The organism is Streptomyces sp. NPDC058697, assembly GCF_042715345.1.
Taxonomy (GTDB): domain Bacteria; phylum Actinomycetota; class Actinomycetes; order Streptomycetales; family Streptomycetaceae; genus Streptomyces; species Streptomyces liliifuscus.
In genome coordinates this window covers 493,520-517,875 of sequence record NZ_JBHXSU010000006.1, presented here as the reverse complement: position 1 = coordinate 517,875, position 24,356 = coordinate 493,520, and the positions used below count along the sequence as shown (strand labels likewise).

Genomic DNA, 24,356 nt, shown 5'->3' with positions numbered 1-24,356 from the left:
CCACGGCGGTCATTTGACCGCGCCCACGGCGATGCCGCGGGTGAGCGTCCGCTGGAAGACGAGGAAGAAGACGAGGGCGGGCAGGACACCCAGGAGCGCGGCCGCGTTCGTCATCGTGGCGTCCATCAGGCGCTGGCCCTGGAGGACGCCGAGCGCCACCGACACGGTCTGGTTGTCGTTGGAGATCAGCATGACCAGGGGGAGCAGGAACTCGTTCCAGGTCCAGATGAAGAAGAAGACCAGGAGCACGCCGATGGTGGGGCGGCTGACGGGCACCACGATCCGCCACAGCACCTGCCACTTGTTCGCCCCGTCGATCCGGGCGGCCTCGATGATCTCGCGCGGGAACTGTCCGAGGACGGAGGCGAGGAGATACGTGCCGAAGGCGGCCTGGATCACGACGAAGACGATGATCACGCTCAGCCTGGTGTCGTACAGGCCCGCTTCCTTGCTCAGGTAGTAGACCGGGTAGACCAGCGCCTCCTGCGGCAGCATGTTCGCCAGCACGAAGAAGGCGAGCACCCAGGTGCGGCCCCTGATGCGGCCGACGCCGATCGCGTACGCGTTGAGGACCGACAGGACGACGGCGCCCAGGGCCACCGACCCGCTGATGAGCACCGAGTTGACCAGCTTCTGCCCGAAGTCGACGCGCTGCCAGAAGTCCTTCAGGCCGTCGAGGTAGACGCCCTCGGGAAGGCTGAGCGGGCCGTTCGACGAGTACTCGGCGGGCGACTTCACCGCGTTGACGGCGACGATCAGGAAGGGCAGGACCATGAAGAGGGCCCCGATGAACAGGGCTACGAGGACGGGATAGCGACGGGCGGCTGTCATCGCACGACCCCCTGCTCGGCATCCTCGGCGCGGGTCTGGAGCTTCAGCCCCGCGAGGGCGAGGACGAGGATGATCACGGTCAGCACGGTGGAGATCGCGGCGCCGTAGCCCACCTGCGTCTTCTCGAAGAACGTGGTGAAGGAGAAGTAGGAGGGCACGTTCGTCGCCCCGCCGGGCCCGCCTTTCGTGAGCACGTACACCGCGCCGAAGACCTTGAGCGCGGCGATCGTGCACCACAGGAGCACGACGTAGATCTCGGGTCTGATCTGCGGCAGCGTGATGTGCCAGAACCGCCGCCACCAGCCCGCCCCGTCCAGCTCGGCGGCCTCGTACAGCTGGGGGTCTACGCGTTGCAGGCCCGCCATGAAGACGACGAGTGGGAAGCCGATCTGCACCCAGACCATCACGCCCATGACGGTGTAGAGGGCGAGGTCGGGGTCGCCGAGCCAGTCCTGCTGGAGGCCGCCGAGGCCGATGGCCTTCAGGAGCTCGTTCAGCGAGCCGTTCTCCGGCGCGAGGATCCAGCTCCACACGATGCCCGCGACCGCGATCGGCAGGACCTGCGGCAGATAGAAGCAGGCCCGCAGCACGGCGACCGTCCGGCTGCCGAAGTGCTTGCCGACGAAGTCGAAGAGGGCTGCGGCGAGGACGAGTCCGACGACGGTCGGTACGGCCGCCATCGCCACGACGATGAACAGGCTGTGCCGGAAGGACGCCCAGAACTCCGAGTCGTCCATCAGCTCCCGGTAGTTGGCGAGCCCGGTCCACTTCGGTGTACCCACGCCCTGCCACTCGGTGAAGCTCACGCCCGTGTTCATCAGGAACGGCACGACGATGACCGCGAAGAAGGCGAGCACGCCGGGGAGCAGGAACAGCGCGTACGAGTCGCGGGGGCGGCGCGGTCCCTTCGCGCGGTGATGCGCTTCGACAACATCACCGCCTCGACGACTGCCTCGTCCGCTCCGACTGCCTCGGCCGCCCCGTTCGACGGTGACCGTCATGGGGCCTGTACGCCCTTCTCGTACGCCGATTCCACCGCGTCCAGGTAGGCGTCCGGTTTCGCGCTTCCCGTGATCAGCTTCTGGGTCTCGGAGACGAGCACGTCGTAGAAGCCGGCGACCGGCCAGTCGGGGTAGAAGGCCAGCCCGTCCCGCTCGGCGAGGGTGTTGAAGTTGGCGATCAGCCCCTTGGAGCGCGGGTCCGTGATGGCGGCGGGGTCGGCGGCCACCGGGACTCCGCCGTTGTTGCCGAGCAGGTTCTGGATCTTCTTCGACATGGTGATGTCGATGAAGTCGTACGCCAGCTCCTTGTTCTTGGCGCCCTTGGGGACCACCCAGAGGTTGCCGCCCGAACCGAGGGTCATGTTCGACTCCGGCCACAGGAAGGTGCCCCAGTCGACCTTGCTCTCGGCGACGAACCGGCCGTACCACCAGCTGCCGGAGAACAGGATCGGGCTCTTGCCCTGGATGAAGGAGACCCCGGCGTCCTCCGCCTTCGTACCGGTGGACTTCTCGCTGATGTAGCCCTTCTTCACCCAGTCCGCGAAGGTCTCGGCGCCGTACGTCCAGGCGGTGTCATGGAAGTCGGGCTCGCCCTTGTAGAGCTCGTACGAGTCCACCCAGGCGCGGTCGGCCTTCGACAGGGCCAGTTGGTAGAGGTACTGGTGGGCGATGTACTCGGCGCCCGCGTTGGCGAGCGGGGTGATGCCCTCGTCGACGAACCTGTCCATGGCGGCGGTCAGTTCGTCGAACGTCTTCGGCTCGGCGATCCCGTACTTCTTGAAGAGGTCCTTGTTGTAGAACACCATCGTGTACTCGGCGTAGTTGGGGATTCCGTACCACTTCCCGGAACCCATCACGCCCTTGGCGTCGTACTGGCTGGTGGTCCGCACACCGGCGCTGAGCTTCTTGTCCCAGCCGCGCTTGGCCGCCTCCGCGGACAGGTCGGTGAGCAGCCCCTGTTGGGAGAGGTGCCCGGCCGTCGCGTTGCCCTTGTTGTACTCCATGAGGTCGGGCGCGTCATTGGAGTTGAGGACCATCGGGGCCGTCTTCTGGATCTGCTCGAAGCCCTTCTCCTCGAACTTCACCTCGACGCCCGGATGGGTCTTCTCGAACTCCTTGATGGCCTCCTTCCAGGCCACACCCATGGCGCTGTTGGGCGCCTCGTAGTGCCACAGCTTCAACGTCTTCCCGTCGGAGGACCCGCTGCCCGAGTCACCGCCGCAGGAGGCCAGCAGCAGGGTGGTGCTCATCACCAACGCGGCCGCGGCCGTCACACGCCTTCGTGCCGTCAACATCCAGTGCCTCCGGGGGAGTCGGATGGGTATCGGGACATCACGCAGCGCTCATCGAATCGTTTCGATGCGCGACGTCGAAGCGCTTCGACGGGGGAACGTATGTGGGGGCTGTGAGCGCGTCAATGGGGTGCGCGCGAATTGGGGCGGGTGTTCGGGGGGTCGGACGGGCGGGGCGTCTTCAGCGTTGGGCCTCGGCCTGGGCTTGGGCCTGGGCTTGGGCCTGGGGCTGGGGCTGGGGCTGGGGCTGGGGCTGGGCTGGGTCCGGGGCCTGGGTGTGGGCTGGGTCCGGGGTTGAGGCCGGGGTTGAGGCTGAGGCCGGGGCTCGGCGGCCCGTCGTCGTCGTGACGGAGATCAGGAGGGCGGTTGCCGCCGCGGCGACCGGTACTCCGTAGCCGGTGGTCACCGAGACGTGCTCCACAGCCCAGCCGCCGGCCGCCGCCCCGCAGGCGATCCCGCCCAGCAGCCCCGTCACCGCCAGGGTCATCCCCTCGTTCAACCGGCCCTCGGACGTGCGGTGCTGGACCAGGGTCATGCCGGTGACCATCGCGGGGGCGGTCGCCATCCCCGCCACCAGCAGCGCCCCGGCGAGCACCACGAGGGAACCCGTGAGCGAGGCCGCCAGCAGTGGCAGCCACATCAGGAGGGCCATCGCGGCGAGGGTCCACGGGTGGCGCCGCCCGGCCGGGCCCGACGGCTTCAGAGCCCCGTAGAGGAGCCCGGCGGCGCACGATCCGGCGGCCTGGAGCCCGAGGACGATCCCGGCCGCCGCCCGGTGCCCCTGCGCGTCGGCGTACGCGATCGTCACCACCTCCATCGAGCCGAACACCGCTCCGGTGGCGAGGAATCCGACCAGCAGCGGCGGCATCCCGGGTGCCCGGACCGGCGACCGCGTCGCTGTGCTCGTACGGCCCCGGGCGGGCGGTTCCGTCGAGTGCTGGGCGGCGAAGGTGAGCACGCCGGTCAGCAGCAGGGCGACCCCGACGAGGGTGCCGGCCTCCGGGAACAGCGCCCCGCACAGGAACGCGGCCAGCACCGGCCCGAGCATGAAACACAGCTCGTCGGCGGCCTGCTCGAAGGAGTTCGCGGTGTGGAGGCGTACCGGATCGCCCTTCAGGAGATGCGCCCAGCGTGCCCGGGACATACCGCCGGTGTTGGGCGTGGTGGCCGTGGCGGCGTACGCGGCGAACAGGGTCCAGTCGGGCGTCCCGTACCGGACGCAGAGCACCAGCGCGAGCGAGCCGAGCGCGGCGACCGCCGTTGCGGGCACGGCGATCCGCGCCTGTCCGTGCCGGTCGACCAGCCGTGCCGTCCAGGGCGCCACGACCGCCGTCGCCGCCAGCCCGGTCGCCGTGACGGCACCGGCGAGCGCGTATGAGCCCCGCGCCCCCGCGATCATGATCACCGCACTCACGCTGAACATGCCCATGGGGAGCCGCGCGACCAGGTTCCCGAGGGTGAAGGCCCGGGTGCCGGGGATGGTGAAGAGGCGGCGGTACGGGTTGCGGCGGAACGGGTTGCGGCGGTACGGGTTGGGGTCGCGCCGAGGCCGCCCTTCCGGGCGGGAGGTCCGTCGCCGCGGTCCGAAATCGGCCAGCACCAGGCTGTCGGCGGTGACGGCGGGGACGGTCGTACGTGCGTCGGGGTGGGGGAGGAGGCGGGGTCGGGGGTAGGGCCGAGGGGGCTGCTGGAGAGGTGGTCGGGGTAGTCGGGCTGGTCGGGTTGGTCGGGTTGGTCGCGGCATGGATCAACGTTCGCCCGGGCCTTCGGCGGGGGTCCAACACTTACTCCGTACCGATTCACGCACCCGCGTTGTAGGTTCGCCGGATGCCCGCCCACCTCGACCCCCGCCTGCTGCGCGCCTTCCTCGCCGTCGCCGAGGACCTGCACTTCACCCGCGCGGCCGCCCGGCTGTACGTCGCCCAGCAGGCCCTCAGCCGTGACATCCGGCGGCTGGAACGGGAGTTGGGCGCCACCCTCTTCGTACGCACCACCCGGCAGGTGACGCTCACCCTCGACGGCGAGCGGCTGCTGCCCTACGCGCGGCGGGCGCTGGAGGCGCAGGACGAACTGCTTTCCGCCTTCGGGCCGCCGGACGCCGAGCGGCCCCTGCTCGTGGACGTGAACAGCCCCGGGCTGGTCTCCGGGCGCGTGCTGGCCCTGGCCCGTGAACTCGCCCCCGACTGCGAGCTGATGACCCGCTTCGAGAGCGGCCTCACCGGCGCCGCCGCCGAGCTGCTCGCGGGGCGGCTCGACGCGTCTTTCGGCCGGTTCGCGGGCCTGGACCCGGCGGTCCGCGCCCGCCTGGAACAGCAGCCCGTGCGGTACGAACCCATGGCTGTCGTGCTGCCGGAGGACCACCGACTGGCCGAAATGGATGCCATACCACTCGACGCGCTGGCGGGCGAACAGGTGTACGCAGGAGCCGGGAATCCCCGGACGCTGGAGTGGACCGACCTCGCCCGTCAGCTTTTCGAGGGACGCGGGATCGAGGTCGCGGCGCCGGCGCCGCTCGCCGTCGGCACCGAGGAGTTCCAAAGGATCATGGCCAAGAAACGAAACCCCGTCCTGGCCGTGATGGATTTTCCGGCCATGCCGAAATCCGTCCTCCGGCCCCTGGTCGACCCCGTTCCGCTGTCACCGGTGTCGCTGGTGTGGCGGAAGGGACTGGTGCATCGTGGAGTGGAGGCGTTGCGCACCGCGGCGGCTCGGCTTGCGGGGGCGGAAGGGTGGCTGGAGCGCCCTTCGGAGGGTTGGATTCCGGCCACAGATGCACTCATCATGATGAGCCGGGGCTGACACAGAACCCTCACTGTTGCTTACGTGCGCTACATTCATGGGCCGGGTGCAGTGTGATAAAGGGGGCGCTCGGGCCGGATGGGGGTCCGGTCCGGACGACGAGTACGAGTGCCCGGGTCGTACATCGCACCCCTGTGAACCAGTCCCGTGGGGGGATGTGCGTGCGCGTGGAAAGTTGGCGGGAAGACGCCCAACCGGGTCGGAGCGATTCCGATCACCGGAGCGAGGGTGGAGCCGATCCTTCGGCCCGTCGTAAGGACAGTCTGTCGTTCCGTGGTGAGGCCGGTCAGGCGGCTGCTCGGGAGACCGATCAGTCGTTTCGCAACGACCCCGGTGGCGACGAGTTCGGCGGCAGACCCGCCGACCGTGGGGACTTGGGCCATGGGGACTCCGGCCGTGGTGATTCCGGCCGGCGGGATTCCGGCCGGCGGGATTCCGACCAGCTTGACACCGACCGGCGTGAAACCGACCGGCGTGAAACCGATGTGTGGTTCCGCCGTGCCGCGGCGCCGTCGGTACCGCGACAGAGAGACGACGAGCCGGTCGATTACGAGCCGGACGACGACGAGCCGAACGACGAGCCGAACGACGGGCGGAACAACGACGTGCTGAGCGACGACCGGCGCGGTGAGAGCCTGCGCGGTGACGGCCCGTGGAGCGACGGCGAACACCGGACATACGGCGAGCGCGGGGAACGCGGCGAGCGCGGGGAACGCGGCGATCGTGGTGAGCGCGGCGAGCGCGGCGAGCGCGGGGAACAGAGAGACGGTGATCCGGGCGTGAGCCGGTCGCAGCCAGGCCGGTCCGTGGGGTCCGCCGGTTCCGCCGGGGCTGTCGGGGTTGTCGGGGCCGTGGGCCCCGTCGTTTCCACCGAGCCCGTCATATCCACCGAGCCCGCCGGGTTCGGCGGATCCAGCGGGTCCAGCAAATCCAGCGGATCCGTGTGGGACGACGCCGACTCCGACGCCGCCCAGGATTCCTGGCAGGAGTCCGAGCACCCCGAGCACACCCATGACCCGCACGAGGTCACGGTCCAGCTCGACGGTGTGGGACGGCAGCTGGAGGACTGGCTCGTCCAGCAGGCCAAGGGTGCCCCCAGCACCAAGGAGGCCTCGGACGGCCCCGTCTTCGTCGACGAGACGGGCCGCCGCAGCCGCAGGTACCGCAGGATCGGCATGGCAGTCGGCACGGCCTGCGCGGTCTACGCGGTGGTCATCCTCGCCACGCTCATGTCGGGCAACTCCAGCGCGCCCTGGCTCCCCGAACTGGGCCAGGAGCAGGAGGACAAGCCGGCCGGAAAGGTCGAGATCCCGCCGCTGCCCGCCGACTCCGCGGACCCGTCCGGCTCGGTGGTCCCCTCGCCCGGCGTGACGCCGTCGGCGGGTGGCACGGTGAGCAACGCGCCGGGCGCCGGCACCTCGACGGGCCCGTCCGCCAGTCCCACGGACACAGGGAAGAGCGCCGACCCGAAGCCGTCGGCGACCAACACGAAGCCCACCACACCGAAGCCGTCGAACACCGCGCCGTCGAACACGCCCCCGGTCACGCCCGACCCCGAGCCGAGCGTCACCGAGAGCAGCGACCCGTCGAATCCGCCGGCCGGTGGCGACACCGACACGGTCGCCGGTGACCCGCTCACGCCCGGGCCGGTCGTGTCGCCGGACCCGAGCGCCGCCCCCACCGCACAGTCCCCGGAGAACACCCTCTGATGGCACCCCGCACCAGCCGCCGCGGTGCAGAGCGGGGCGCCGTCCGGCGTCGACGCCTGCCCATGCGCTATCTACTGCCCTCGCTCATCCTCGTCGCCCTGATGGCGATGCTGATGCTGCGCGGCTTCGTCCACAGCGAGATCCTCGCCGACCACCGCGTCCAGTCGCCGGCCGCGTCCGACCGGGTCCCCAAGGAGATCCTGGAGGGCGGCCCGGTCATCGACACCCGGAACGGCCGGGAGGACAGCGTGGGCGTCCCGGACCGCGAGCTGGTCCTGACGTTCGACGACGGCCCGGACCCCGAGTGGACGCCGAAGGTGCTCGACGTCCTCAAGAAGAACGACGCGCACGCGGTCTTCTTCATCACCGGCACCATGGCCTCGCGCTACCCGGACCTCGTCAAGCGCATGGTCGACGAGGGCCACGAGATCGGCCTGCACACCTTCAACCATCCCGACCTCTCGCTGCAGTCGAAGAGCCGCATCGACTGGGAGCTGTCCCAGAACCAGCTCGCGCTGGCGGGCGCGGCCGGCATCCGGACGTCTCTCTTCCGGCCGCCGTACTCGTCGTTCGCAGGCCAGATGGACAACAAGTCGTGGCCGGTGACCGAGTACATCGGCAGCCGTGGATACATCACGGTCGTCAACAACACCGACAGCGAGGACTGGCGCAGGCCGGGCGTCGAGAAGATCATCAGCAACGCCATGCCCAAGGGCGGCAAGGGCGCCATCGTGCTCATGCACGACTCCGGCGGCGACCGCTCGCAGACCGTGGCCGCGCTCGACCGGTTCGTCGGCGGCCTCAAGGACGACGGCTACCGCTTCGACACCCTCACGACCGCCCTGAAGGTGCCCAGCGCGCACACCGAGGTCGGCGGCCTCGACCTGGTGAAGGGCAAGGCGTGGGTCCTCGCGGTCCAGGCCTCCGAGAACACGACCTCCGTGCTGGTCGTCGGCCTCGCCATCATCGGTGCCCTCGTCCTCGCCCGCTTCGGGCTGATGCTGCTGCTCTCCGTGCTGCACGCGCGCAAGGTCCGCCGCCGCGGCTTCAGTTGGGGCCGGCCGATCACCGAGCCGGTCTCCGTCCTGGTGCCCGCCTACAACGAGGCGAAGTGCATCGAGCAGACGGTCCACTCGCTCGTGGCGAGCGATCACCCCATCGAGGTGATCGTCATCGACGACGGGTCGAGCGACGGCACCGCGCGCATCGTCGAGAACCTGCGCCTGCCGAACGTACGCGTCGTGCGCCAGCTCAACGCGGGCAAGCCCGCCGCCCTCAACAGGGGTGTGGCGAACGCCCGTTACGACCTCATCGTGATGATGGACGGCGACACCGTCTTCGAACCTGCCACCGTCCGCGAGCTGGTCCAGCCCTTCGGCGACCCGAGCGTCGGCGCCGTCGCGGGCAACGCGAAGGTCGGCAACCGCGACTCGCTGATCGGCGCCTGGCAGCACATCGAGTACGTGATGGGCTTCAACCTCGACCGCCGTATGTACGACATGCTCAACTGCATGCCGACCATCCCGGGCGCGGTCGGTGCCTTCCGGCGCTCCGCGCTCAAGCGCGTCGGCGGCATGAGCGACGACACGCTCGCCGAGGACACCGACATCACCATCGCGATGCACCGCGACGGCTGGCGGGTCGTGTACGCGGAGAACGCCCGCGCGTGGACCGAGGCCCCGGAGTCCGTCCAGCAGCTGTGGTCCCAGCGCTACCGCTGGTCGTACGGCACGATGCAGGCGATCTGGAAGCACCGCAGGGCGGTCATCGAACGGGGCCCGTCGGGCCGCTTCGGGCGGGTCGGCATGCCCCTGGTGTCCCTCTTCATGATCCTGGCCCCTCTCCTGGCCCCCCTGATCGACGTGTTCCTTCTCTACGGGCTGGTGTTCGGCCCCACCGAGCAGACGATCCTCGCCTGGTTCGGAGTCCTGGCGGTCCAGGCGATCTGCGCGGCGTACGCGTTCCGCCTCGACAAGGAACGCATGACCCACCTCCTCTCCCTCCCGCTCCAGCAGATCCTGTACCGCCAGCTCATGTACGTCGTGCTGCTCCAGTCCTGGATCACCGCCCTGACCGGCGGCCGGCTGCGCTGGCAGAAGCTCCGCCGCACGGGCGCGGTCGGGCTTCCCGGCGCCGCGGGCCCGGGCGGCGCCGCCGCCCAACAGCCGGAGATGGACCGGAGGCCGGTCGGATGAGCGCACCGCCCCCCGGAAGTCCGTGGCCGGAACCGGCCGGAACTTCCGGCACTTCCGGCAATCCGTGGCCGGGCACGGACACAACCACTGGAGCAGGCACAGGTACCGGAATCGGTACGGGTACAGGTACCGGAATCGGTACCGGCACAGGCACATGGGCCGGACAGGACACCTCGATGCACGACTCGTACGACGGGACATTCCCCGGCCCCGCCACAGCACCGGCTTACCCGGACGGAGGTCCGACGGCGACGAGGCCGGGGCCGGGGCCGGGGCAGGGTTCGGGTGCCGTGCCGGGGGCGGGCTCGGGGTCGTACGTGGGGCAGAACCCGGAACCGAACTCCGCCTCGAACTCCGCTTCGGGCGCTGCTTCGGGCGCTGCTCCGGACTCCGCCAAGCGTTCCGGCCCCGTCCGGGACCGCTACTTCGATCTGCTCCGGGCGCTCGCCCTCTTCCGTGTGGTCCTCTACCACCTCACGGGCTGGGCCTGGCTGCCGCTGGTGTTCCCGTCCATGGGCGTGATGTTCGCGCTGGCCGGAAACCTGATGGCCCGCTCGCTGAAGCGCCCGGCCCCGCAGGTCATCCGCAGCCGAATCCGTCGCCTCATCCCCCCGATCTGGCTGCTCGGCGCGATCGGCGTCACCGGCATGGTCCTCCAGGGCTGGGGCCCGGACGAGGACGGCCACCCGGGCTGGTGGCTGCTCCACCTCACCTTCTGGATCCTCCCGATCAGCGATCCGCCGTACGCGGAGGGGCTGCCCGGAATCCACGGCTTCATCGGCGACAACTGGGCCTCGGACCTGGCGGGCCCGCTCTGGTACGTCCGCGCGTACCTCTGGTACGTACTGCTGTCGCCGTTCCTGCTCCGCGCCCTGCGCGCGCTGCCGGTGGCGACGATCGCGGCGCCGATCGCGCTGTCGGCGGCGTTCCAGCTCGAGTACCTGTCGCTGCCCGGCGAGCGGATCCCTTCGGCGCTGACGGACTTCAGCACGTTCGGCGCGTGCTGGATCCTCGGTATGGCGCACCAGGAGGGAATCCTTCAGCGGCTCCCGCGCTATGTGGTCCCATCGGTCGCCCCGGCCATCGCGCTGCTGGGCCTCTGGTACGCCACGAACAACAACTTCACCGAGGGACACGACCTGGACAGCATCCCGCTGGCTCAGGCCCTCTGGTCCTGCGGCACCGTGATGCTTCTGCTGCACTTCAGCCCGTCCTGGTCGGAATGGCCACGCCGGCTGCGCCGCTGGGACAAGCCGATCACCCTGCTCAACTCCCGTGCCGTGACGATCTATCTCTGGCACAACGTCTGCATTCTCATCGCGGCGACGCAGTGGGACCGCCTGTGGAACTTCGACGTGCTGTGGCAGAACGTGCCCTGGCTCCTGGAAAGCCCCTGGCCCGTCCTCGCCCTCACCTGGGTCCTCATCGGAGCCTGCGTCTTCTCCTTCGGCTGGGCAGAGGACCTGGCGGCCAAACGCCGCCCACAGCTGTGGCCGACGGGATCGAAGAAGCGGGTCGCCGGCTCGCGGGGGCATCGGGCTGGGGCGCGGTAGGGGTGGGTAGGCCCGGTGGGGCTGCGCCTGGTGCTGGCGCAGGGCGTCGCGCTACCTAGCGTCGCTTCACTTGGCCTTGCCTCGCCCCGCCTCGCCTCGACCCGCGTTGTCTCGCATCACGCTGTTTGCGCGGGCCAAGTCAGGGACTTGGCCCGCTATTTGGCGTAGCTTTTTCGGTGATCTGGTGTGCCGGATTGCCAGCTTTGGTGACCATTTAGTCATGGCGTCGACGTAATTCGCTCTGGTGTCGGTCGAGCCCCCTCGGTAGCGTGGCTGCGCTCATGACCCCCTCGCCCCACCGGGAGCCGTCCGTGAACCGCCGCCCCACCCTGCTCGCAGCGATCGCGCTGACCGCCGCCGCGGCCCTGTCGCTGTCCGCCTGCGGTAGCGACGACAGTTCCAAGGACAAGGACAACGACAAGATCGCGGGCGCCGACACAGGAAGCGAGAAGTCGGCTTCGCCGAGCGCTTCTGCTCCAGCGGCCGCGGGGCGGCCGAAGATCGAGCTGCCTTCGGATCTGACGATGACCTTCGAAGGAGGCAAGACGGGTGACGCGGTCAAGGACGCAGTGCTTGCAGACAGCGCTGACCGTATGCGCTCGGTCAACGCCGCCATTGCGGGTACCGACCCCAAGAGCGAGGCGCTGAGCTTCTACAACACCGGCCGGGCGCTGGAAGCTGCGGTGACGTGGGTTGGAAAATTCAAGGACGCCAAGCTCGGGATCATGGGCAAGGTTCGGTACTACAGCCGGACCGTGACGCTCGACGGCAACAATGCCGCGGCGGCCCTTTTCTGCGCTGATGAAAGCAAGGGGTATGCCAAGGACCTCAAGACGGGCAAGGCCAAGGTCACCACACCGTCCAACGAGGACTTCATCCTCTACAACACGCGGCTGGAGAAGAACAGTGACGGTGTGTGGCAGACCACGCGCATCGTGTCGACGGCGGGAGCGAAGCAATGCCTGAAGTGAAGCGAAAGGTACTCGGCGGCTTCGTCCTAACGCTGCTGTTGACGACTCTGGGGACCCCGAGCGCCTGGGCCAAAATCACGCCCGACGGCAGCCGGGAGACTGATACGGACGTTTCGGCGGACGTCAATGGCGACAAGCTCACGTCCACTGCTGGTGCCGTTGTCTTCGACCGATCGAAGAACGGATCCGGGCAGTCGGCCGGTCCGGTCACCTCCACGGCGTCCAACTGGACTCCGCCCGCCTGCTATTACGCCCCCAAGTACTCCCCGGACCAGCTGAAGAATTACCTGGAGCCGATCTGGGAGGCGGGCTCGACCGGATACGAGTGGGACGCGGAGCAGCGCAAGAAGTTCGTCGGTGGTGACCCGTACAAGGACTTCAACAAGGACAAGGCCGGCGAGGGCTACTTCTGGGCCTCCTACGTCACGGAGGGCAGGGAGGGCGATCCCGGTGCGCTCGACTGCACCAGGGACTACTTCTGGGTGGACACGGGCGACCCGCCGCCGCCCGAGATCCCGCAGGCGATCACCCCCGAAATGCTGGCTCAGCTCGCCTACGCGGAGATACGCGTGCCCTCGACCAAGGTCGAACTTGCCCCGGAGGGCACCACAAAGGTGAACCTGCCGACGTGGGCGTGGCTGGACGCGGCGGACTTCAAGCCGGTTTCGGTGACGGCGTCCGTCCCGCTGCTGGGCGTCCAGGCGACGACCACGGCCGAGCCGATCTCCTTGAAGATCGAACCGGGCACGGCCGACGCGACGACCTACCCTGCCTCCGGCGTGTGCGAACTCAACGGCGACCAGATCGGCGAGGCCTTCGCGAAGGGCAAGGCGGACGAGACCCCGCCGTGCGGTGTGAAGTACCTCCGCTCCTCGGGCGACGACTCCTACAAGCTCCAAGCGACGGTCACCTGGAAAATCCACTGGACTGGCACCGGCGTGAACGGCGACCAGCCTTTGCCGGACGGCGAGTTCGGGGCCGACCAGGACGTGATCGTCCAGGAGATCCAGGCCGTCAACCGCTGAGCGCTAGGCGGTGAGCACTCGCAGTGCCCGGGCTCGTTTTGCAATGGAGGCAGAGCCCGGGTCCGGCGAGCGAATACCCCGCAAGGGGCACTGTCTGAGACGCGCGGGCAAGACCGTTGCCCCCTTCGGGGCAGGAATTCCTTCGGTGAGATCGAGGACGGCGAGGTGGTGTGGAGCCACCGCGCGTGATCGCCCCACTCTGCGACGCAGGACCGGCTGCTTGTCCGCGTTCCCAGCCCCGGCCGTCGGCCACTGGGGGACCCGGACCGGCTCAGTCCCTGGCGATTCTGTTGCCGAGGCGGCCGAGTGGAAACGGGAGCGGAATGCGGGAGTTCCACATGGACCAAGTCAAGTAGTTGGTGGCTGGGCCGAAGTTATACGAGGGTCAGTGGGAGCGAACCTGCCCGGCGTGCCGAAGCTCATCAGTCCGTACCTACGTGTATCGCAGCGACATCAGGCGTTACCTCGATACTTCTCGTGATGCGGGCTTCCTCCCCAGCGGGGGAGTGGCAAATGCCGACCCCGAAGGGCAAGTTGCCAGCGCCCGCCGACTCCTTCCTTGCCGGGGAGGCCGTGGCGCCACGGCCTCCCCGGCTGTTTGGACGCACCCCAGTTGCGATGACCGCGAGGACCCACCTTTTGGGTGAACCTGGGCGAGGCTCCTTGTCGGCATCCGAGCAGGCACCAGGGAGAGGAACGCGTCCGTGCGGCAGACTCCGGGCTGTCAACTAGTGCCTACGGCGACGGTCATGGCCGGCCGGGACAGCGCGAGAAGCAGCTAGCCTCCCTCCCCTGCACAAATGGCATGCGGCGATCGGGGGAGCAGGGGCGCGTGGCGGAGCGGCTGGCTGTTGACGGCGATGAGCTCGGGCGGTTCATGAAGCTGCTGAACAGGTCGACCGATTCGCTCAAGGGCGTGAGGAAGGCGTTGTCCGCGGCGACCATCACCGGACTGGGTACGGATGATCTCGATTCCGCGTGCGAGGAGTTCCAGGAGGACTGGAAGTACGGCTCGGAGGAGATCGGCAAGCAGACCGAGGACCTCGCCGAGATCATCGGCAAGAGCCGGGACAGTTACCGCGAGGTCGACAAGGCGCTGGAAGAAGCGCTGAAGAAGGCCGGGAACGGTAAGAGCGGGGACCAGAAGTGACGTACACGGTCGGCGTCGAACCGCGGCCGGGGGCGCCCCTCGACGCCGAGTACGTCGCCGATCGGGGTAAGCCCCAAGGGCTCAAATCCGCGCCGCACATTCCGAACCCCGACTATCCCAACCTGGGCTTCAACCCCGTACCGGGCAGCACCGAGACGGTGAGCGGCCTGCACAAGAAGCTCGCCGGTTGCGCGAAGGTCCTCGAAGACACGCGTGACCTGGTCACCAGGCTGATGGACGGCAGTTACTGGAAGGGCGACGCGGCCGTCGCCTTCCGGGAGCAGCTCGATGGCGGTCCGCTGCCGCTGAATCTGAAGAACGCCGCGCGGTCCATCCGCAAGGCGGCCAAGCAACTGAAGCTCTGGGAGGGCGAACTCGACGACTTCCAGCGCCGCGCGAAACGCCTGGACGAAGAGGCGAAGGACGGGCGCGCCGCCGTCGACACTGCGGAGGGCAAGGCGACCAGAGCGGGCGACGACCCGGCTCTGGACAAGAAGGGCACCGCGCACGACGACGCCCAGAAGGCCCTGACCCGCGCGAACACAGCCGTCGACGAGGCGGAAGCCGACCTTGAGAAGGTCCTCGGCAAGGCTCGGAAGCTCGCCGAGGAACATGAGCAGCAGGCTCACTACCGGGCGGGCAAGATCCGGGACGCGACGAAGAAACTGGCGCCGCACGAGCCGGGGTTGTTCGACTCGGCGATGGACTGGCTCGGCGACAATCTTCCGGACATCCTGAGCCTTGTCGCCGGTGCCATCGCTGTCGTCGCGATCATTTTTGCAGGGCCGTTGGGCATTGCGCTGGTGGCGGCGTTGATGCTTGCGGCGTCGGCGCTGAGTTTGACGTCGCTGGGTCTGCGGCTCAGTGACGACGAGACGTGGGAGTCGCTGAAGGACGGCTTCACCAAAGGTGAGTTCGATGCCGACTTCTGGAGCAACGCGGTCTCGGTGGGTGCCGATGCGATGGGTGCGCTCCCGGGTATCGGGGCAGTCGGCAAGGGGGCGTTCAGTGGCACCCGGGCACTTACCCGGAGCACGGAGTCACTCAGGCCCTGGCAGATGGCAAACACTCTCGGTACGAAGACCATGGACGAGGCGCGGGCCATCGCCGGCCTGGACAACCCGCTGATCGCGCGGGCGGTGCGAGGCCTCAGCAACCCTGAGACAGCGGCCAGGGCCGTGGGTGCGACTTCGGGCCTGGTCGGCGTGGGCACTGGAGGTTACGGCCTGTACAACACAGTGGTGGACGCGGATGACGATGGCATCAAGCACGGCACCGTTGCAGGTATCGACGGCACGCGACTCATCCTCGACAACGGCGGGATCCTCGGTCTTGCCCGCCATGTCTTCTGACATTCCCTGTACGAAGAGAGAAAGCCCGTGAACCCCACTGACTGTCGCGCTGCTTGGGACCATCCGCCGACTCGCCGGGCTTGGACAGGGCACATGGTCATGAACGTCATCGGCCTCATCGGCTGGATCGCCACGTGGGTCGGTCTGCTGTACGTGCTGATCGTGTTCCTGTCCCAAGGGTTCGTCTTCCTATTCGTGTTGCCGCTCTGCTACTGCGTGTACCGAGCGCTCATTCAACTCCGGTACTTCCCAACGGCCTTCCGTATGGTGCGAGTACTGCGGACATATCCCTGGCAGGTTCTTGCCCGAGTGCCTCGCGGATTGGACGAACACTCAGAGGCGGAAGACGGTGGGATTTGGGTTGAGATTCCCAATCCTGCAGGGCCCGGGAAGGGAATTCCGCTTGTCTTCGTCAAGCATCACCGTGCCTATTGGTGGATGAGGCGAATCGGGGGCCCTCGTACCAAGCCCGAACTCAAGGCCCAACTGGAGCCCCTCTGGTTCGCCGGGGACCCACGTTTCCTCGGTGTCCTTGCTGCGCCGGCCACCGGCGGCGATGCCCCCCGGAGACTGCACTTCCTCTATCAGCCCTCCGCCTTGTCCAAGACCGTTCCTCGTCGGCAGTGGGAGGACGTCAGTCCGGCCGACCTTGAGCGCGCCCGCCGTGTGGGGGCGCTGTTTCCCAGCACCGTCCAGAGATCCCGCTAGCACCGTCTGTCATCGCAGGACAGGTTCATGAACTCCCCCACCTTCATCCTTCACGATTCAGTCAATGACCCCGATGCGGAACTCTGGTTCGTCGAACCTGCGGGCTTCACCGCCCTCCCGCTCGGCGCTCTGCTGCCCGAGCCCGGCTCTCCGGCCGCTGAGGAACTGCGTACCGCCGCCGCTCCGTTCCTCGACGCGGCGCCGAACGAGTTGGCTCGCCAGCAGTTCATCGCGCACTTCGCGTCGGGGCAGCAGGTGCTGGGGGCGCTGCGTGAGGTGGGCACTGTCCACTGCTCGATCGGCCTGCACCGCGACGACGTCGAGGAGCTGGGCACGAGCAACGGGCAGCCGCTGCTTTCCTTTTTCACACTCTCCTGGCGCGACACGGTCGTGGCGCCTCGCGGCGTCACAGCTGCCCGTGCGGTGACTGCCGTCGAGGGGTGCGCGCACGTCGAGTATCTCGAACTACCCTGCGGCCCCGCCACGATCAGCGAGACCGTAGTTACGCCCTCCGTCGACAGCGGTCTTCCACAACAGCCGCTCCTCCAGGTCCACGCCAACCTCCCGCACCCGGACTGCAAGCGTCTGGTCGTCCTCGTGCTGAGTACGACAGCCGTGGCCCGCCGCGAGGAGTACCGCGCGATCCTCCAACAGCTGGCGGAATCGGTCAGCTTCGACGATCCCATTGATACCGGGACCGATCGAGGCGCCGCCGCAGCCGTGGATAGGCTGCCCCCCGAACAATGATCACCCGCCCCCAACGGAGTACACCCCCATGAGCAACCGCCAAGTGCAGAAGATGTTCCAGCTCATGGCGGGTGGTGGAGCCGTTGAGGTGACCAGTGCCATGGCGTCCGTGAAGAAGTTGGCGCGGCTTGCCTTCGTTGCGCAGCAGTTCGGGTACGAGTACGCGGACGTGCGGCAAGGGGGTGGGCACAACGGCGCGCTGAAGATGCTCATCGTGCCCGATCCGAGCCCCCACGCCCGGCAGCGGGCCGCCCAGAACCGGGCCCAGTTTCCGCAGGCCGCCAGTGGTGGGCCCCTCCCGCCCTTCGTGCCCGACGCCCTGGAACTCCTCAAGGCGCGGATCAACTTCGACCTGACCGGCAAAAGTGCCGAGAAACGCATGCTCTACGGGGCCCTCGGCGGCACCGTCGGATGTGTGATTCTGGCCATGCGGACCGGTGGTGACGGTGTCGCCTTTGCCGGGTCCGGGGTCGTGTGGGCGCTGCTCCTCGGGGTCCTCGGCATCGGGTTCGCCGTCACACGCAAGCGCAACGCGAAGTTCGCGGCGCGCCTGCGGGCCGCCGGGTTCACGCCGGTGACGGACGAGACCGGGCGGGTTCGCTACCTGCCGCAGGGCGCGCAGGCGCCCGGGTACGCGAACCCCCTCCCCGGGTACGCGACCCCCCAGCCCGGGCATGCGAACCCCTTCGGCGGAGCCGCCGGAACCCCCGGCGCGGGAGGCCCGTATGCACCTCAGCCCGGTGCCGGCGGTCCGTATGCACGTCAGCCCGTCACGGGAGGTCCGTATGCACCTCAGGCCGGTGCCGGCGGTCCGTACGCACCTCAACGCGGTGCCAGCGGCCCGTACGCACCTCAGCCCATCACGGGCGGCCCATACACACCTCAACCCAGCGCCGGAGGCCCCCACGCTCCCCAGCCCGGTGTCGCAGTTCCCCACACACCCCCGCCCGTCGCCGCCATTCCCCCCACACCCCAGCCCACCGCATCCCCCTACTCCCCAGGCCCGTACGCCACCCCTCAACCCTCCGGCCCGTACGCTGCACCCCAGCCCCCCGGCCAGTACAGCGGCCCCCCAGCCCCTCCCCACGCCCACCCCGACCCCGTACCGCCCCAGCCGCAGGCGTACCCCCACCCCGTCCCTCCTACGAACCCCTACACGGGCCCGCAGTCACCCCCTCACCAGTAGAAACCCCCCACCCCCCGAAAAAACCCTCACCGCGCCCCCCGCCCCGGGGTGAGAGCAACGTTCCTCGGCGGTCACCCGTTGGCACAGGGCGGAAACGCGTCGTCCCTACCTTCGGGTGGACCAGCCGGAGAAATTGTGGAGGCGTGAGATGACAGCCCCGAGCAGCAGCATCGCACCGCGCAAGGGGGGCCGCTGGATCGAGCAGTGGGACCCGGAGGACGAGACCTTCTGGAAGGAGACGGGGGAGAAGGTCGCCCATCGGAATCTCTTCTTCTCCGTGCTCTCCGAGCACATCGGGTTCTCGATCTGGACCCTGTGGTCCGTCATGGTGCTCTTCATGGGGCCCGAGTACGGGCTCACCCCGGCCGACAAGTTCTTCATCATCTCCATGGCCACGCTGGTCGGCGCCATCGTGCGAGTGCCGTACACCTTCGCCGTCGCGCGCTTCGGTGGCCGGAACTGGACCATCGTCGCGGCGAGCATGCTGCTCGTTCCGACGATCGCGGCGTTCATCGTGATGGAGCCGGGGACGTCCTTCGGGACCTTCCTCGTGTGCGCCATGCTCGCCGGTGTGGGAGGCGGGAACTTCGCCTCCTCCATGACCAACATCAACTCCTTCTTCCCGTTGAGGAAGAAGGGGTGGGCTCTTGGGCTCAACGCCGGCGGTGGCAACATCGGGGTGCCCGTCGTGCAGCTCGTCGCGCTCGCCGTCATCGGAGCCAGCGGCGGTCCGCGGGTGCTGCTCGGGATCTACATTCCGCTGATCGTCGTCGCCGCCGTGCTCGGCGCCCTCTACATGGACAACATCACGTCCGTGAAGAACGACACCGGTGCTGCCAAGGAGGCGGTGAAGGACCCGCACACCTGGATCATGTCCTTCCTCTACATCGGGACGTTCGGGTCGTTCATCGGATACAGCTTCGCCTTCGGGCTCGTGCTCCAGACGCAGTTCGGGCGTACGCCGCTGGAGTCCGCGTACGTCACCTTCATCGGGCCGCTGCTCGGCTCGCTGATCCGGCCCGTGGGCGGCTGGCTCGCCGACAAGTACGGCGGCGCGAAGATCACCCTGTGGAACTTCGTCGCCATGGGCGCCGCGACCGCCGTCATCGTGGTCGCCTCCATGGAGAAGTCCCTGCCCCTGTTCACCACGGCGTTCATCGTGCTGTTCGTGCTGAGCGGGCTCGGCAACGGCTCCACGTTCAAGATGATCCCCGGCATCTTCCAGGCCAAGGCCACCGCCCTGGGGCTCACCGGCGAGGAGGCCGCGTCCTACGGGCGGCGGCTGTCCGGTGCCTCGATGGGGCTCATCGGGGCCGTGGGCGCGGTCGGCGGTCTCGGCATCAACCTCGCCTTCCGGCAGTCGTTCCTGAGCGTGGGGTCGGGCACCGGGGCCTTCGTCGCCTTCCTCGCCTTCTACGCGGTCTGCTTCGGGGTCACCTGGGCCGTATACCTTCGTCGCCCGGCGTCCGCCGACTCCCCGGCGGTGACCGCTTCCGAGGCGAAGTCGCAGCTCAGCTACGCGGAAGTGTGACGTAACACGGCCGACATCAAGCGGAACCGAGCCTGTCACGCACGATTGACAGGCTCGGTCATCCGCCATGATGCGGGCAAATAGGGCGTTCAGTGGACGCCCCAACCCAGCGGGTGACGCAGGACGAACACCACTCCAGCGGGACGAGAGCCAGCCATGTACGAAGAGCAGCGACCGGAGCAACGCCCTGAGCCACGACCCGAGCAGCGAGCAGAGCAGCGACCCCAGGAACGTTCAGAGCAGCGAGCCGACCGGCCCGGGCACGGGCCCCTCGCCGGGTTCACCGTCGGTGTGACCGCCGCCCGCCGTGCCGACGAACTCGGAGCCCTGCTCCAGCGGCGCGGCGCCGCCGTCATGCACGCGCCCGCCCTGCGCATCGTGCCCCTCTCCGACGACAGCGAGCTGCTCGCGGCGACCAAGCAACTGCTCTACGAGGCCCCGGACATCGTGGTCGCGACCACCGCGATCGGGTTCCGCGGGTGGGTCGAGGCCGCTGACGGGTGGGGGCTGGGAGGGGATCTCCTCGACACGCTCCGCGGAGTCGAGCTGCTCGCCCGCGGACCCAAGGTCAAGGGTGCGATACGGGCCCAGGGGCTGACCGAGGAGTGGTCCCCGTCCTCCGAATCCATGGCCGAGGTGCTCGACCGGCTGTTGGAGGAGGGGGTCGAGGGGCGCCGGATTGCTGTCCAACTGCACGGTGAGCCGCTGCCCGGGTTCGTCGAGTCGCTGCGGGCCGCCGGCGCGGACGTCGTCGGCGTGCCCGTGTACCGGTGGATGCCGCCGGAGGACATCGGGCCCGTCGACCGGCTGCTCGACGCCACGGTCACCCGCGGTGTGGACGCGCTGACCTTCACCAGCGCCCCGGCCGCCGCCTCGCTGCTGGGCCGCGCGGAGGACCGCGGGCTGCTGCCCGAACTGCTCGCCGCCCTCAACCACGACGTGCTGCCCGCCTGCGTCGGCCCGGTCACCGCGCTGCCGCTGCAGGCCAGGGGCATCGACACGGTCCAGCCGGAACGCTTCCGGCTCGGCCCCCTCGTACAGGTGCTGTGTCAGGAACTGCCGTCCCGGGCGCGAACGTTGCCGATCGCCGGTCACCGGGTGGAGATCCGGGGGCACGCCGTGCTGGTGGACGACCTGCTGCGGCCCGTGCCGCCCGCCGGAATGTCGCTGTTGCGTGCGCTGTCCCGGCGGCCCGGCTGGGTGGTGGCCCGCGCCGAACTGCTGCGGGCCCTGCCCGGCGCCGGCAAGGACGAGCACGCCGTGGAGACCGCGATGGCCCGGCTGCGTACGGCACTGGGGGCGCCCAAGCTGATCCAGACCGTCGTCAAGCGCGGCTACCGGCTGGCGCTCGACCCGGTGGCCGACTCCAAGTACGGCGACGACTGACGACCGCTCCGGCCGTAACGCCCGTACAGCACCAGAGCCTGCGCGAGCAGGCCGAACGCCACGATGTGCAGTACGGCGCGTACGACGTTCCAGGCCACCCACGGGTCCTCGAACCTCTCGCGCACGGCGGCCGGATCGGCCGTCGTGGCCGGATTTCCGGCGTCCATGATCTCGTTGTTCAGCGGGATGTTGAAGACGACGGTGACCAGGAACGCGAGCGCGTAGGTGACGAGTGCCGCGAACACCCACACCCGGACGCGTGGCGAGCCGCGCAACTGCCAGGCCGAGAAGGCCGTCAGCAGCAGGGCGCCGTTGAAGCTCAGGAGGAACACCGGGTTCTGGATGACGTCGTTGATGTTCTGGATGACCTCGATGTAGGTGCGGTCGTCGCTGCGGGCCAGCGCCGGCATGACGTTGTTCGCGTACGCGTAGAACAGCCCGGCGACCAGACCCGTGACGACCGTGGCCGCGACCAGTACACCCCCGGCGGTCGAACGCCGCCCCTTGTTGCTCTCCGTGGTGGTTGCCATGTCTTTCAGTCAACCGGCGGGCCCCGGCGGACGACATGCTTCGGACGCGCGCCCGCATAAGCGGACGTCCAGCAGGGGGAGGGGCGGGCGGCGCGAGGGAGGGTACGGCCCGGCGCGGGGCTTCCCGCCGCGCGCGGGGGAAGGCACTGTAGGGAGTACGGGCCCTGCACGGCCCCCTCCCGTACCCCCACTCACGACCACTCACCGGCCCCGCATGGCGGCAACCCCAAGGCGGTGACAGGCACATGGCACTGGGCACGGCCACAGCCACGGCCTCGTACGAGCTGCGGTTCGACTCCGGACGGATCTGTCTCGATCTCCTGGCGACCACGCACCCCGAGGAACGGCTCGACTCGGCGGAGCCGTTGCGGGCCTGGATCTCCGGATCAGGACTCGTCCCGGCGGGCACGCCGCTCGCGTGCGTCGACTCCTCCTGGCTCCTCGGGTTTCGCGAACTACGCAGCCATATAGGGCAGTTGGTACGCGTTGAGCCCTCCCGGGATTCCCGGCCCTTCGGTATCGCGCTTGCCCGCGTGAACGAACTCGCCCGCACCGCACCGCCCGTGCCGCACGCGGTGTGGGACGCCGGCGGCTCGCTCGTACGCGCCCTGGACGGCCCGCCGGACCCCGCGGCGCTGCTCGCGGCCATCGCCCGTGACACAGTGGAGCTGCTGACGGATCCGGCCGCCCGCGCGAGCATCCGGCAGTGTGAGGGAGACAACTGCCCCATCGTGTACCTGGATACGTCCAGGGGGCGTCGTCGCAGGTGGTGCTCCAGTGAGGTGTGCGGGAACCGCGAACGCGTTGCCAGGCACCGGCGCAGAGCAGCCCTCGCGCGGGCTTAGAGTTCCTCCGTGAAGGAGAGCCCCCAACTTCCCCACACTCTCCTCACAAAGAATGCCCGTCACTTTGAACACAGCCGCGCCTGCGCCCGTATCCCGGGATGAGCGACCGACTGGGGGATCCCCCGGACACCGGAGGTAGGCGTGCGCAAGGATTCCGCCGTGGCCGATGAACGATTGCCGAGGGCCCGACATCGTATGTCCCAGCCCTCGGAGCCGGACGAGGAGCTGATGCGTGCGCTCTACCGTGAACACGCCGGGCCTCTGCTCGCCTATGTGCTGCGGCTGGTCGCCGGTGACCGGCAGCGCGCGGAGGACGTCGTACAGGAGACGCTCATCCGTGCCTGGAAGAACGCCGGACAGCTCAACCGGGCTACCGGTTCGGTACGCCCCTGGCTGGTGACGGTCGCTCGGCGCATCGTCATCGACGGGCACCGCAGCCGGCAGGCCCGGCCGCAGGAGGTGGACCCGTCGCCGCTGGAGGTCATTCCCGCGGAGGACGAGATCGACAAGGCGTTGTGGCTGATGACACTCTCTGACGCGCTCGACGACCTGACCCCCGCCCACCGGGAGGTACTGGTCGAGACGTACTTCAAGGGGCGTACCGTAAACGAGGCCGCCGAAACCCTGGGGATACCCAGCGGCACGGTGCGCTCACGGGTGTTCTATGCCCTGCGTTCGATGAAGCTCGCACTGGAGGAGCGGGGGGTGACGGCATGAGCACATACGGGGGATACGGAACGGGTAGTCCTGGACCCATGCAAAGTTCGCAAGGGCAGGGCGATGTGCACGAGACGGTCGGTGCCTATGCGCTCGGCATCCTCGACGACGCCGAGGCCACCGCTTTCGAGGCGCACCTCGCGACCTGCGAGTGGTGCGGCCAGCAGCTCGACGAACTCGCCGGCATGGAGCCGATGCTCGCGGCTCTGGCGGATCTGCCCGCTGCTCAGGGCACTCCGGCCATCGGCGAGTCGCTTTCCGCCCGCCCGAGCCCGCAGCTCGCGGACCGGCTGGTCGGCGAGGTCGTGGAGCGTCGGGTCAAGGCCAAGAGGAGCCGTCGTGCGTTCTTCGGGCTCGCGGCCTCGCTGATCATCGGCGGCCCCATCGTCGCGATCGCGGCCACCGGCGGCGACACGACCCAGGAGGCCAAGCCCCTGCAGTCCGCCAGCCCGGCCAAGGACGCCTTCACGCACATGACCGACAAGGTCAAGGCCACGGACCCGACCACCAAGGTCAGCGCCGTGGTGGGCATGGAGGGCAAGGCCTGGGGCACCCATTCGGTCCTGGAGCTGAAGAACGTCAAGGGGCCGGAGAAGTGCTCCCTCATCGCCGTGGGCAAGAACGGCGAGCGGGAGACGGCGACCACCTGGGCGGTCCCGAAGTGGGGCTACGGCATCGCGAACGCCACGACGGAGCAGGCCAAGAACCCGCTCTACGTACACGGTGGCGTCGCCATGAACCCCGAGGACATCGACCACTTCGAGGTCATGACCTTCGCCGGCAAGAAGCTGGTCGAGGTCGACGTGTAGGCGATCAAGAGCGGAAACG

The 24,356-nt window shown here is 68.8% G+C and carries 20 protein-coding genes; 15 read left to right on the top strand and 5 right to left on the bottom strand.

Translation table 11 applies throughout. The annotated features are described in order from the left end of the window. Window positions 1–9 precede the first annotated feature (9 nt). The 4 genes from ACFWXQ_RS18240 to ACFWXQ_RS18225 all read right to left on the bottom strand — a co-directional run bounded on the left by ACFWXQ_RS18240 (window position 10) and on the right by ACFWXQ_RS18225 (window position 4,868). Window positions 10–831: a carbohydrate ABC transporter permease gene (locus tag ACFWXQ_RS18240; RefSeq protein WP_383943575.1), complete on the bottom strand. Its 822-nt coding sequence runs from the start codon at window positions 829–831 to the stop codon at window positions 10–12. Then, entirely contained in the window at window positions 828–1,832 is a 1,005-nt protein-coding gene (locus ACFWXQ_RS18235) for a carbohydrate ABC transporter permease (protein WP_383943572.1), read from the bottom strand. The genes ACFWXQ_RS18240 and ACFWXQ_RS18235 overlap by 4 nt, the downstream gene beginning before the upstream one ends. Then, entirely contained in the window at window positions 1,829–3,127 is a 1,299-nt protein-coding gene (locus ACFWXQ_RS18230) for an ABC transporter substrate-binding protein (RefSeq protein WP_383943569.1), read from the bottom strand. The genes ACFWXQ_RS18235 and ACFWXQ_RS18230 overlap by 4 nt, the downstream gene beginning before the upstream one ends. 178 nt (window positions 3,128–3,305) lie before the next feature. Continuing rightward, window positions 3,306–4,868, bottom strand: coding sequence for an MFS transporter (locus ACFWXQ_RS18225; protein ID WP_383943566.1), 1,563 nt, complete (start codon window positions 4,866–4,868; stop codon window positions 3,306–3,308). A gap of 83 nt (window positions 4,869–4,951) precedes the next feature. Here ACFWXQ_RS18225 and ACFWXQ_RS18220 point away from each other — a divergent pair, with 83 nt between their 5' ends. The 12 genes from ACFWXQ_RS18220 (at window position 4,952) to ACFWXQ_RS18165 (ending at window position 21,436) form a co-directional block, all read left to right on the top strand. Beyond that, entirely contained in the window at window positions 4,952–5,923 is a 972-nt protein-coding gene (locus tag ACFWXQ_RS18220; RefSeq protein ID WP_383943564.1) for a LysR family transcriptional regulator, read from the top strand. A 485-nt stretch (window positions 5,924–6,408) separates the two neighbouring features. Beyond that, entirely contained in the window at window positions 6,409–7,632 is a 1,224-nt protein-coding gene (locus ACFWXQ_RS18215; RefSeq protein WP_383943561.1) for a hypothetical protein, read from the top strand. Next, the gene (locus ACFWXQ_RS18210) at window positions 7,632–9,827 is read left to right on the top strand and encodes a glycosyltransferase (RefSeq protein ID WP_383943558.1); all 2,196 of its coding nucleotides are present in this window, start codon (window positions 7,632–7,634) and stop codon (window positions 9,825–9,827) included. Before ACFWXQ_RS18215 ends, ACFWXQ_RS18210 begins: the two co-directional genes overlap by 1 nt. A 317-nt stretch (window positions 9,828–10,144) precedes the next feature. Further along, window positions 10,145–11,380, top strand: a complete 1,236-nt coding sequence (locus ACFWXQ_RS18205; RefSeq protein WP_383943555.1) for an acyltransferase — start codon at window positions 10,145–10,147, stop codon at window positions 11,378–11,380. A 281-nt stretch (window positions 11,381–11,661) separates the two neighbouring features. Then, on the top strand, window positions 11,662–12,351 hold the full coding sequence (locus ACFWXQ_RS18200) for a hypothetical protein (protein WP_383943590.1): 690 nt from the start codon (window positions 11,662–11,664) through the stop codon (window positions 12,349–12,351). Beyond that, window positions 12,339–13,376, top strand: coding sequence for a hypothetical protein (locus ACFWXQ_RS18195; RefSeq protein WP_383943552.1), 1,038 nt, complete (start codon window positions 12,339–12,341; stop codon window positions 13,374–13,376). Before ACFWXQ_RS18200 ends, ACFWXQ_RS18195 begins: the two co-directional genes overlap by 13 nt. A gap of 832 nt (window positions 13,377–14,208) precedes the next feature. Then, window positions 14,209–14,526: a hypothetical protein gene (locus ACFWXQ_RS18190; RefSeq protein ID WP_384093027.1), complete on the top strand. Its 318-nt coding sequence runs from the start codon at window positions 14,209–14,211 to the stop codon at window positions 14,524–14,526. Continuing rightward, window positions 14,523–15,878, top strand: a complete 1,356-nt coding sequence (locus ACFWXQ_RS18185) for a hypothetical protein (protein WP_383943546.1) — start codon at window positions 14,523–14,525, stop codon at window positions 15,876–15,878. The genes ACFWXQ_RS18190 and ACFWXQ_RS18185 overlap by 4 nt, the downstream gene beginning before the upstream one ends. Window positions 15,879–16,613: 735 nt before the next feature. Next, window positions 16,614–17,333: a hypothetical protein gene (locus ACFWXQ_RS18180; RefSeq protein WP_383943544.1), complete on the top strand. Its 720-nt coding sequence runs from the start codon at window positions 16,614–16,616 to the stop codon at window positions 17,331–17,333. 28 nt (window positions 17,334–17,361) lie between these two features. Next, entirely contained in the window at window positions 17,362–18,519 is a 1,158-nt protein-coding gene (locus tag ACFWXQ_RS18175; RefSeq protein ID WP_383943541.1) for a hypothetical protein, read from the top strand. 148 nt (window positions 18,520–18,667) lie between these two features. Beyond that, window positions 18,668–20,050 carry a nitrate/nitrite transporter gene (locus tag ACFWXQ_RS18170; protein WP_383943538.1) on the top strand — a complete coding sequence of 461 codons (1,383 nt, stop codon included), beginning with the start codon at window positions 18,668–18,670 and terminating at the stop codon, window positions 20,048–20,050. Window positions 20,051–20,206: 156 nt separating this feature from the next. Continuing rightward, on the top strand, window positions 20,207–21,436 hold the full coding sequence (locus tag ACFWXQ_RS18165) for a uroporphyrinogen-III synthase (RefSeq protein ID WP_383943535.1): 1,230 nt from the start codon (window positions 20,207–20,209) through the stop codon (window positions 21,434–21,436). Here ACFWXQ_RS18165 and ACFWXQ_RS18160 read toward each other — a convergent pair. Further along, window positions 21,385–21,966, bottom strand: a complete 582-nt coding sequence (locus tag ACFWXQ_RS18160; protein ID WP_383943532.1) for a DUF1772 domain-containing protein — start codon at window positions 21,964–21,966, stop codon at window positions 21,385–21,387. The genes ACFWXQ_RS18165 and ACFWXQ_RS18160 overlap by 52 nt on opposite strands. A gap of 245 nt (window positions 21,967–22,211) precedes the next feature. Between ACFWXQ_RS18160 and ACFWXQ_RS18155 the strand changes: the two genes are divergently transcribed. The 3 genes from ACFWXQ_RS18155 (at window position 22,212) to ACFWXQ_RS18145 (ending at window position 24,337) form a co-directional block, all read left to right on the top strand. Beyond that, the gene (locus ACFWXQ_RS18155) at window positions 22,212–22,811 is read left to right on the top strand and encodes a CGNR zinc finger domain-containing protein (RefSeq protein WP_383943529.1); all 600 of its coding nucleotides are present in this window, start codon (window positions 22,212–22,214) and stop codon (window positions 22,809–22,811) included. Between the two features lie 195 nt (window positions 22,812–23,006). After that, window positions 23,007–23,528, top strand: a complete 522-nt coding sequence (locus tag ACFWXQ_RS18150; protein ID WP_010039908.1) for a sigma-70 family RNA polymerase sigma factor — start codon at window positions 23,007–23,009, stop codon at window positions 23,526–23,528. A 38-nt stretch (window positions 23,529–23,566) separates the two neighbouring features. Continuing rightward, complete coding sequence (locus ACFWXQ_RS18145; protein WP_383943526.1) at window positions 23,567–24,337, top strand: zf-HC2 domain-containing protein; 771 nt, start codon at window positions 23,567–23,569, stop codon at window positions 24,335–24,337. The last annotated feature ends 19 nt before the right edge of the window (window positions 24,338–24,356 follow it).

What these genes read in the sequence shown, in the direction of transcription:
- ACFWXQ_RS18240 (WP_383943575.1), bottom strand. Translation starts at nt 831, where the DNA reads ATGACAGCCGCCCGTCGCTATCCCGTCCTCGTAGCCCTGTTCATCGGG.
- ACFWXQ_RS18235 (WP_383943572.1), bottom strand. Translation starts at nt 1,832, where the DNA reads ATGACGGTCACCGTCGAACGGGGCGGCCGAGGCAGTCGGAGCGGACGA.
- ACFWXQ_RS18230 (WP_383943569.1), bottom strand. Translation starts at nt 3,127, where the DNA reads ATGTTGACGGCACGAAGGCGTGTGACGGCCGCGGCCGCGTTGGTGATG.
- ACFWXQ_RS18225 (WP_383943566.1), bottom strand. Translation starts at nt 4,868, where the DNA reads ATGCCGCGACCAACCCGACCAACCCGACCAGCCCGACTACCCCGACCA.
- ACFWXQ_RS18220 (WP_383943564.1), top strand. Translation starts at nt 4,952, where the DNA reads ATGCCCGCCCACCTCGACCCCCGCCTGCTGCGCGCCTTCCTCGCCGTC.
- ACFWXQ_RS18210 (WP_383943558.1), top strand. Translation starts at nt 7,632, where the DNA reads ATGGCACCCCGCACCAGCCGCCGCGGTGCAGAGCGGGGCGCCGTCCGG.
- ACFWXQ_RS18200 (WP_383943590.1), top strand. Translation starts at nt 11,662, where the DNA reads ATGACCCCCTCGCCCCACCGGGAGCCGTCCGTGAACCGCCGCCCCACC.
- ACFWXQ_RS18195 (WP_383943552.1), top strand. Translation starts at nt 12,339, where the DNA reads ATGCCTGAAGTGAAGCGAAAGGTACTCGGCGGCTTCGTCCTAACGCTG.
- ACFWXQ_RS18180 (WP_383943544.1), top strand. Translation starts at nt 16,614, where the DNA reads ATGAACTCCCCCACCTTCATCCTTCACGATTCAGTCAATGACCCCGAT.
- ACFWXQ_RS18175 (WP_383943541.1), top strand. Translation starts at nt 17,362, where the DNA reads ATGAGCAACCGCCAAGTGCAGAAGATGTTCCAGCTCATGGCGGGTGGT.
- ACFWXQ_RS18170 (WP_383943538.1), top strand. Translation starts at nt 18,668, where the DNA reads ATGACAGCCCCGAGCAGCAGCATCGCACCGCGCAAGGGGGGCCGCTGG.
- ACFWXQ_RS18165 (WP_383943535.1), top strand. Translation starts at nt 20,207, where the DNA reads ATGTACGAAGAGCAGCGACCGGAGCAACGCCCTGAGCCACGACCCGAG.
- ACFWXQ_RS18160 (WP_383943532.1), bottom strand. Translation starts at nt 21,966, where the DNA reads ATGGCAACCACCACGGAGAGCAACAAGGGGCGGCGTTCGACCGCCGGG.
- ACFWXQ_RS18155 (WP_383943529.1), top strand. Translation starts at nt 22,212, where the DNA reads ATGGCACTGGGCACGGCCACAGCCACGGCCTCGTACGAGCTGCGGTTC.
- ACFWXQ_RS18150 (WP_010039908.1), top strand. Translation starts at nt 23,007, where the DNA reads ATGTCCCAGCCCTCGGAGCCGGACGAGGAGCTGATGCGTGCGCTCTAC.
- ACFWXQ_RS18145 (WP_383943526.1), top strand. Translation starts at nt 23,567, where the DNA reads ATGCAAAGTTCGCAAGGGCAGGGCGATGTGCACGAGACGGTCGGTGCC.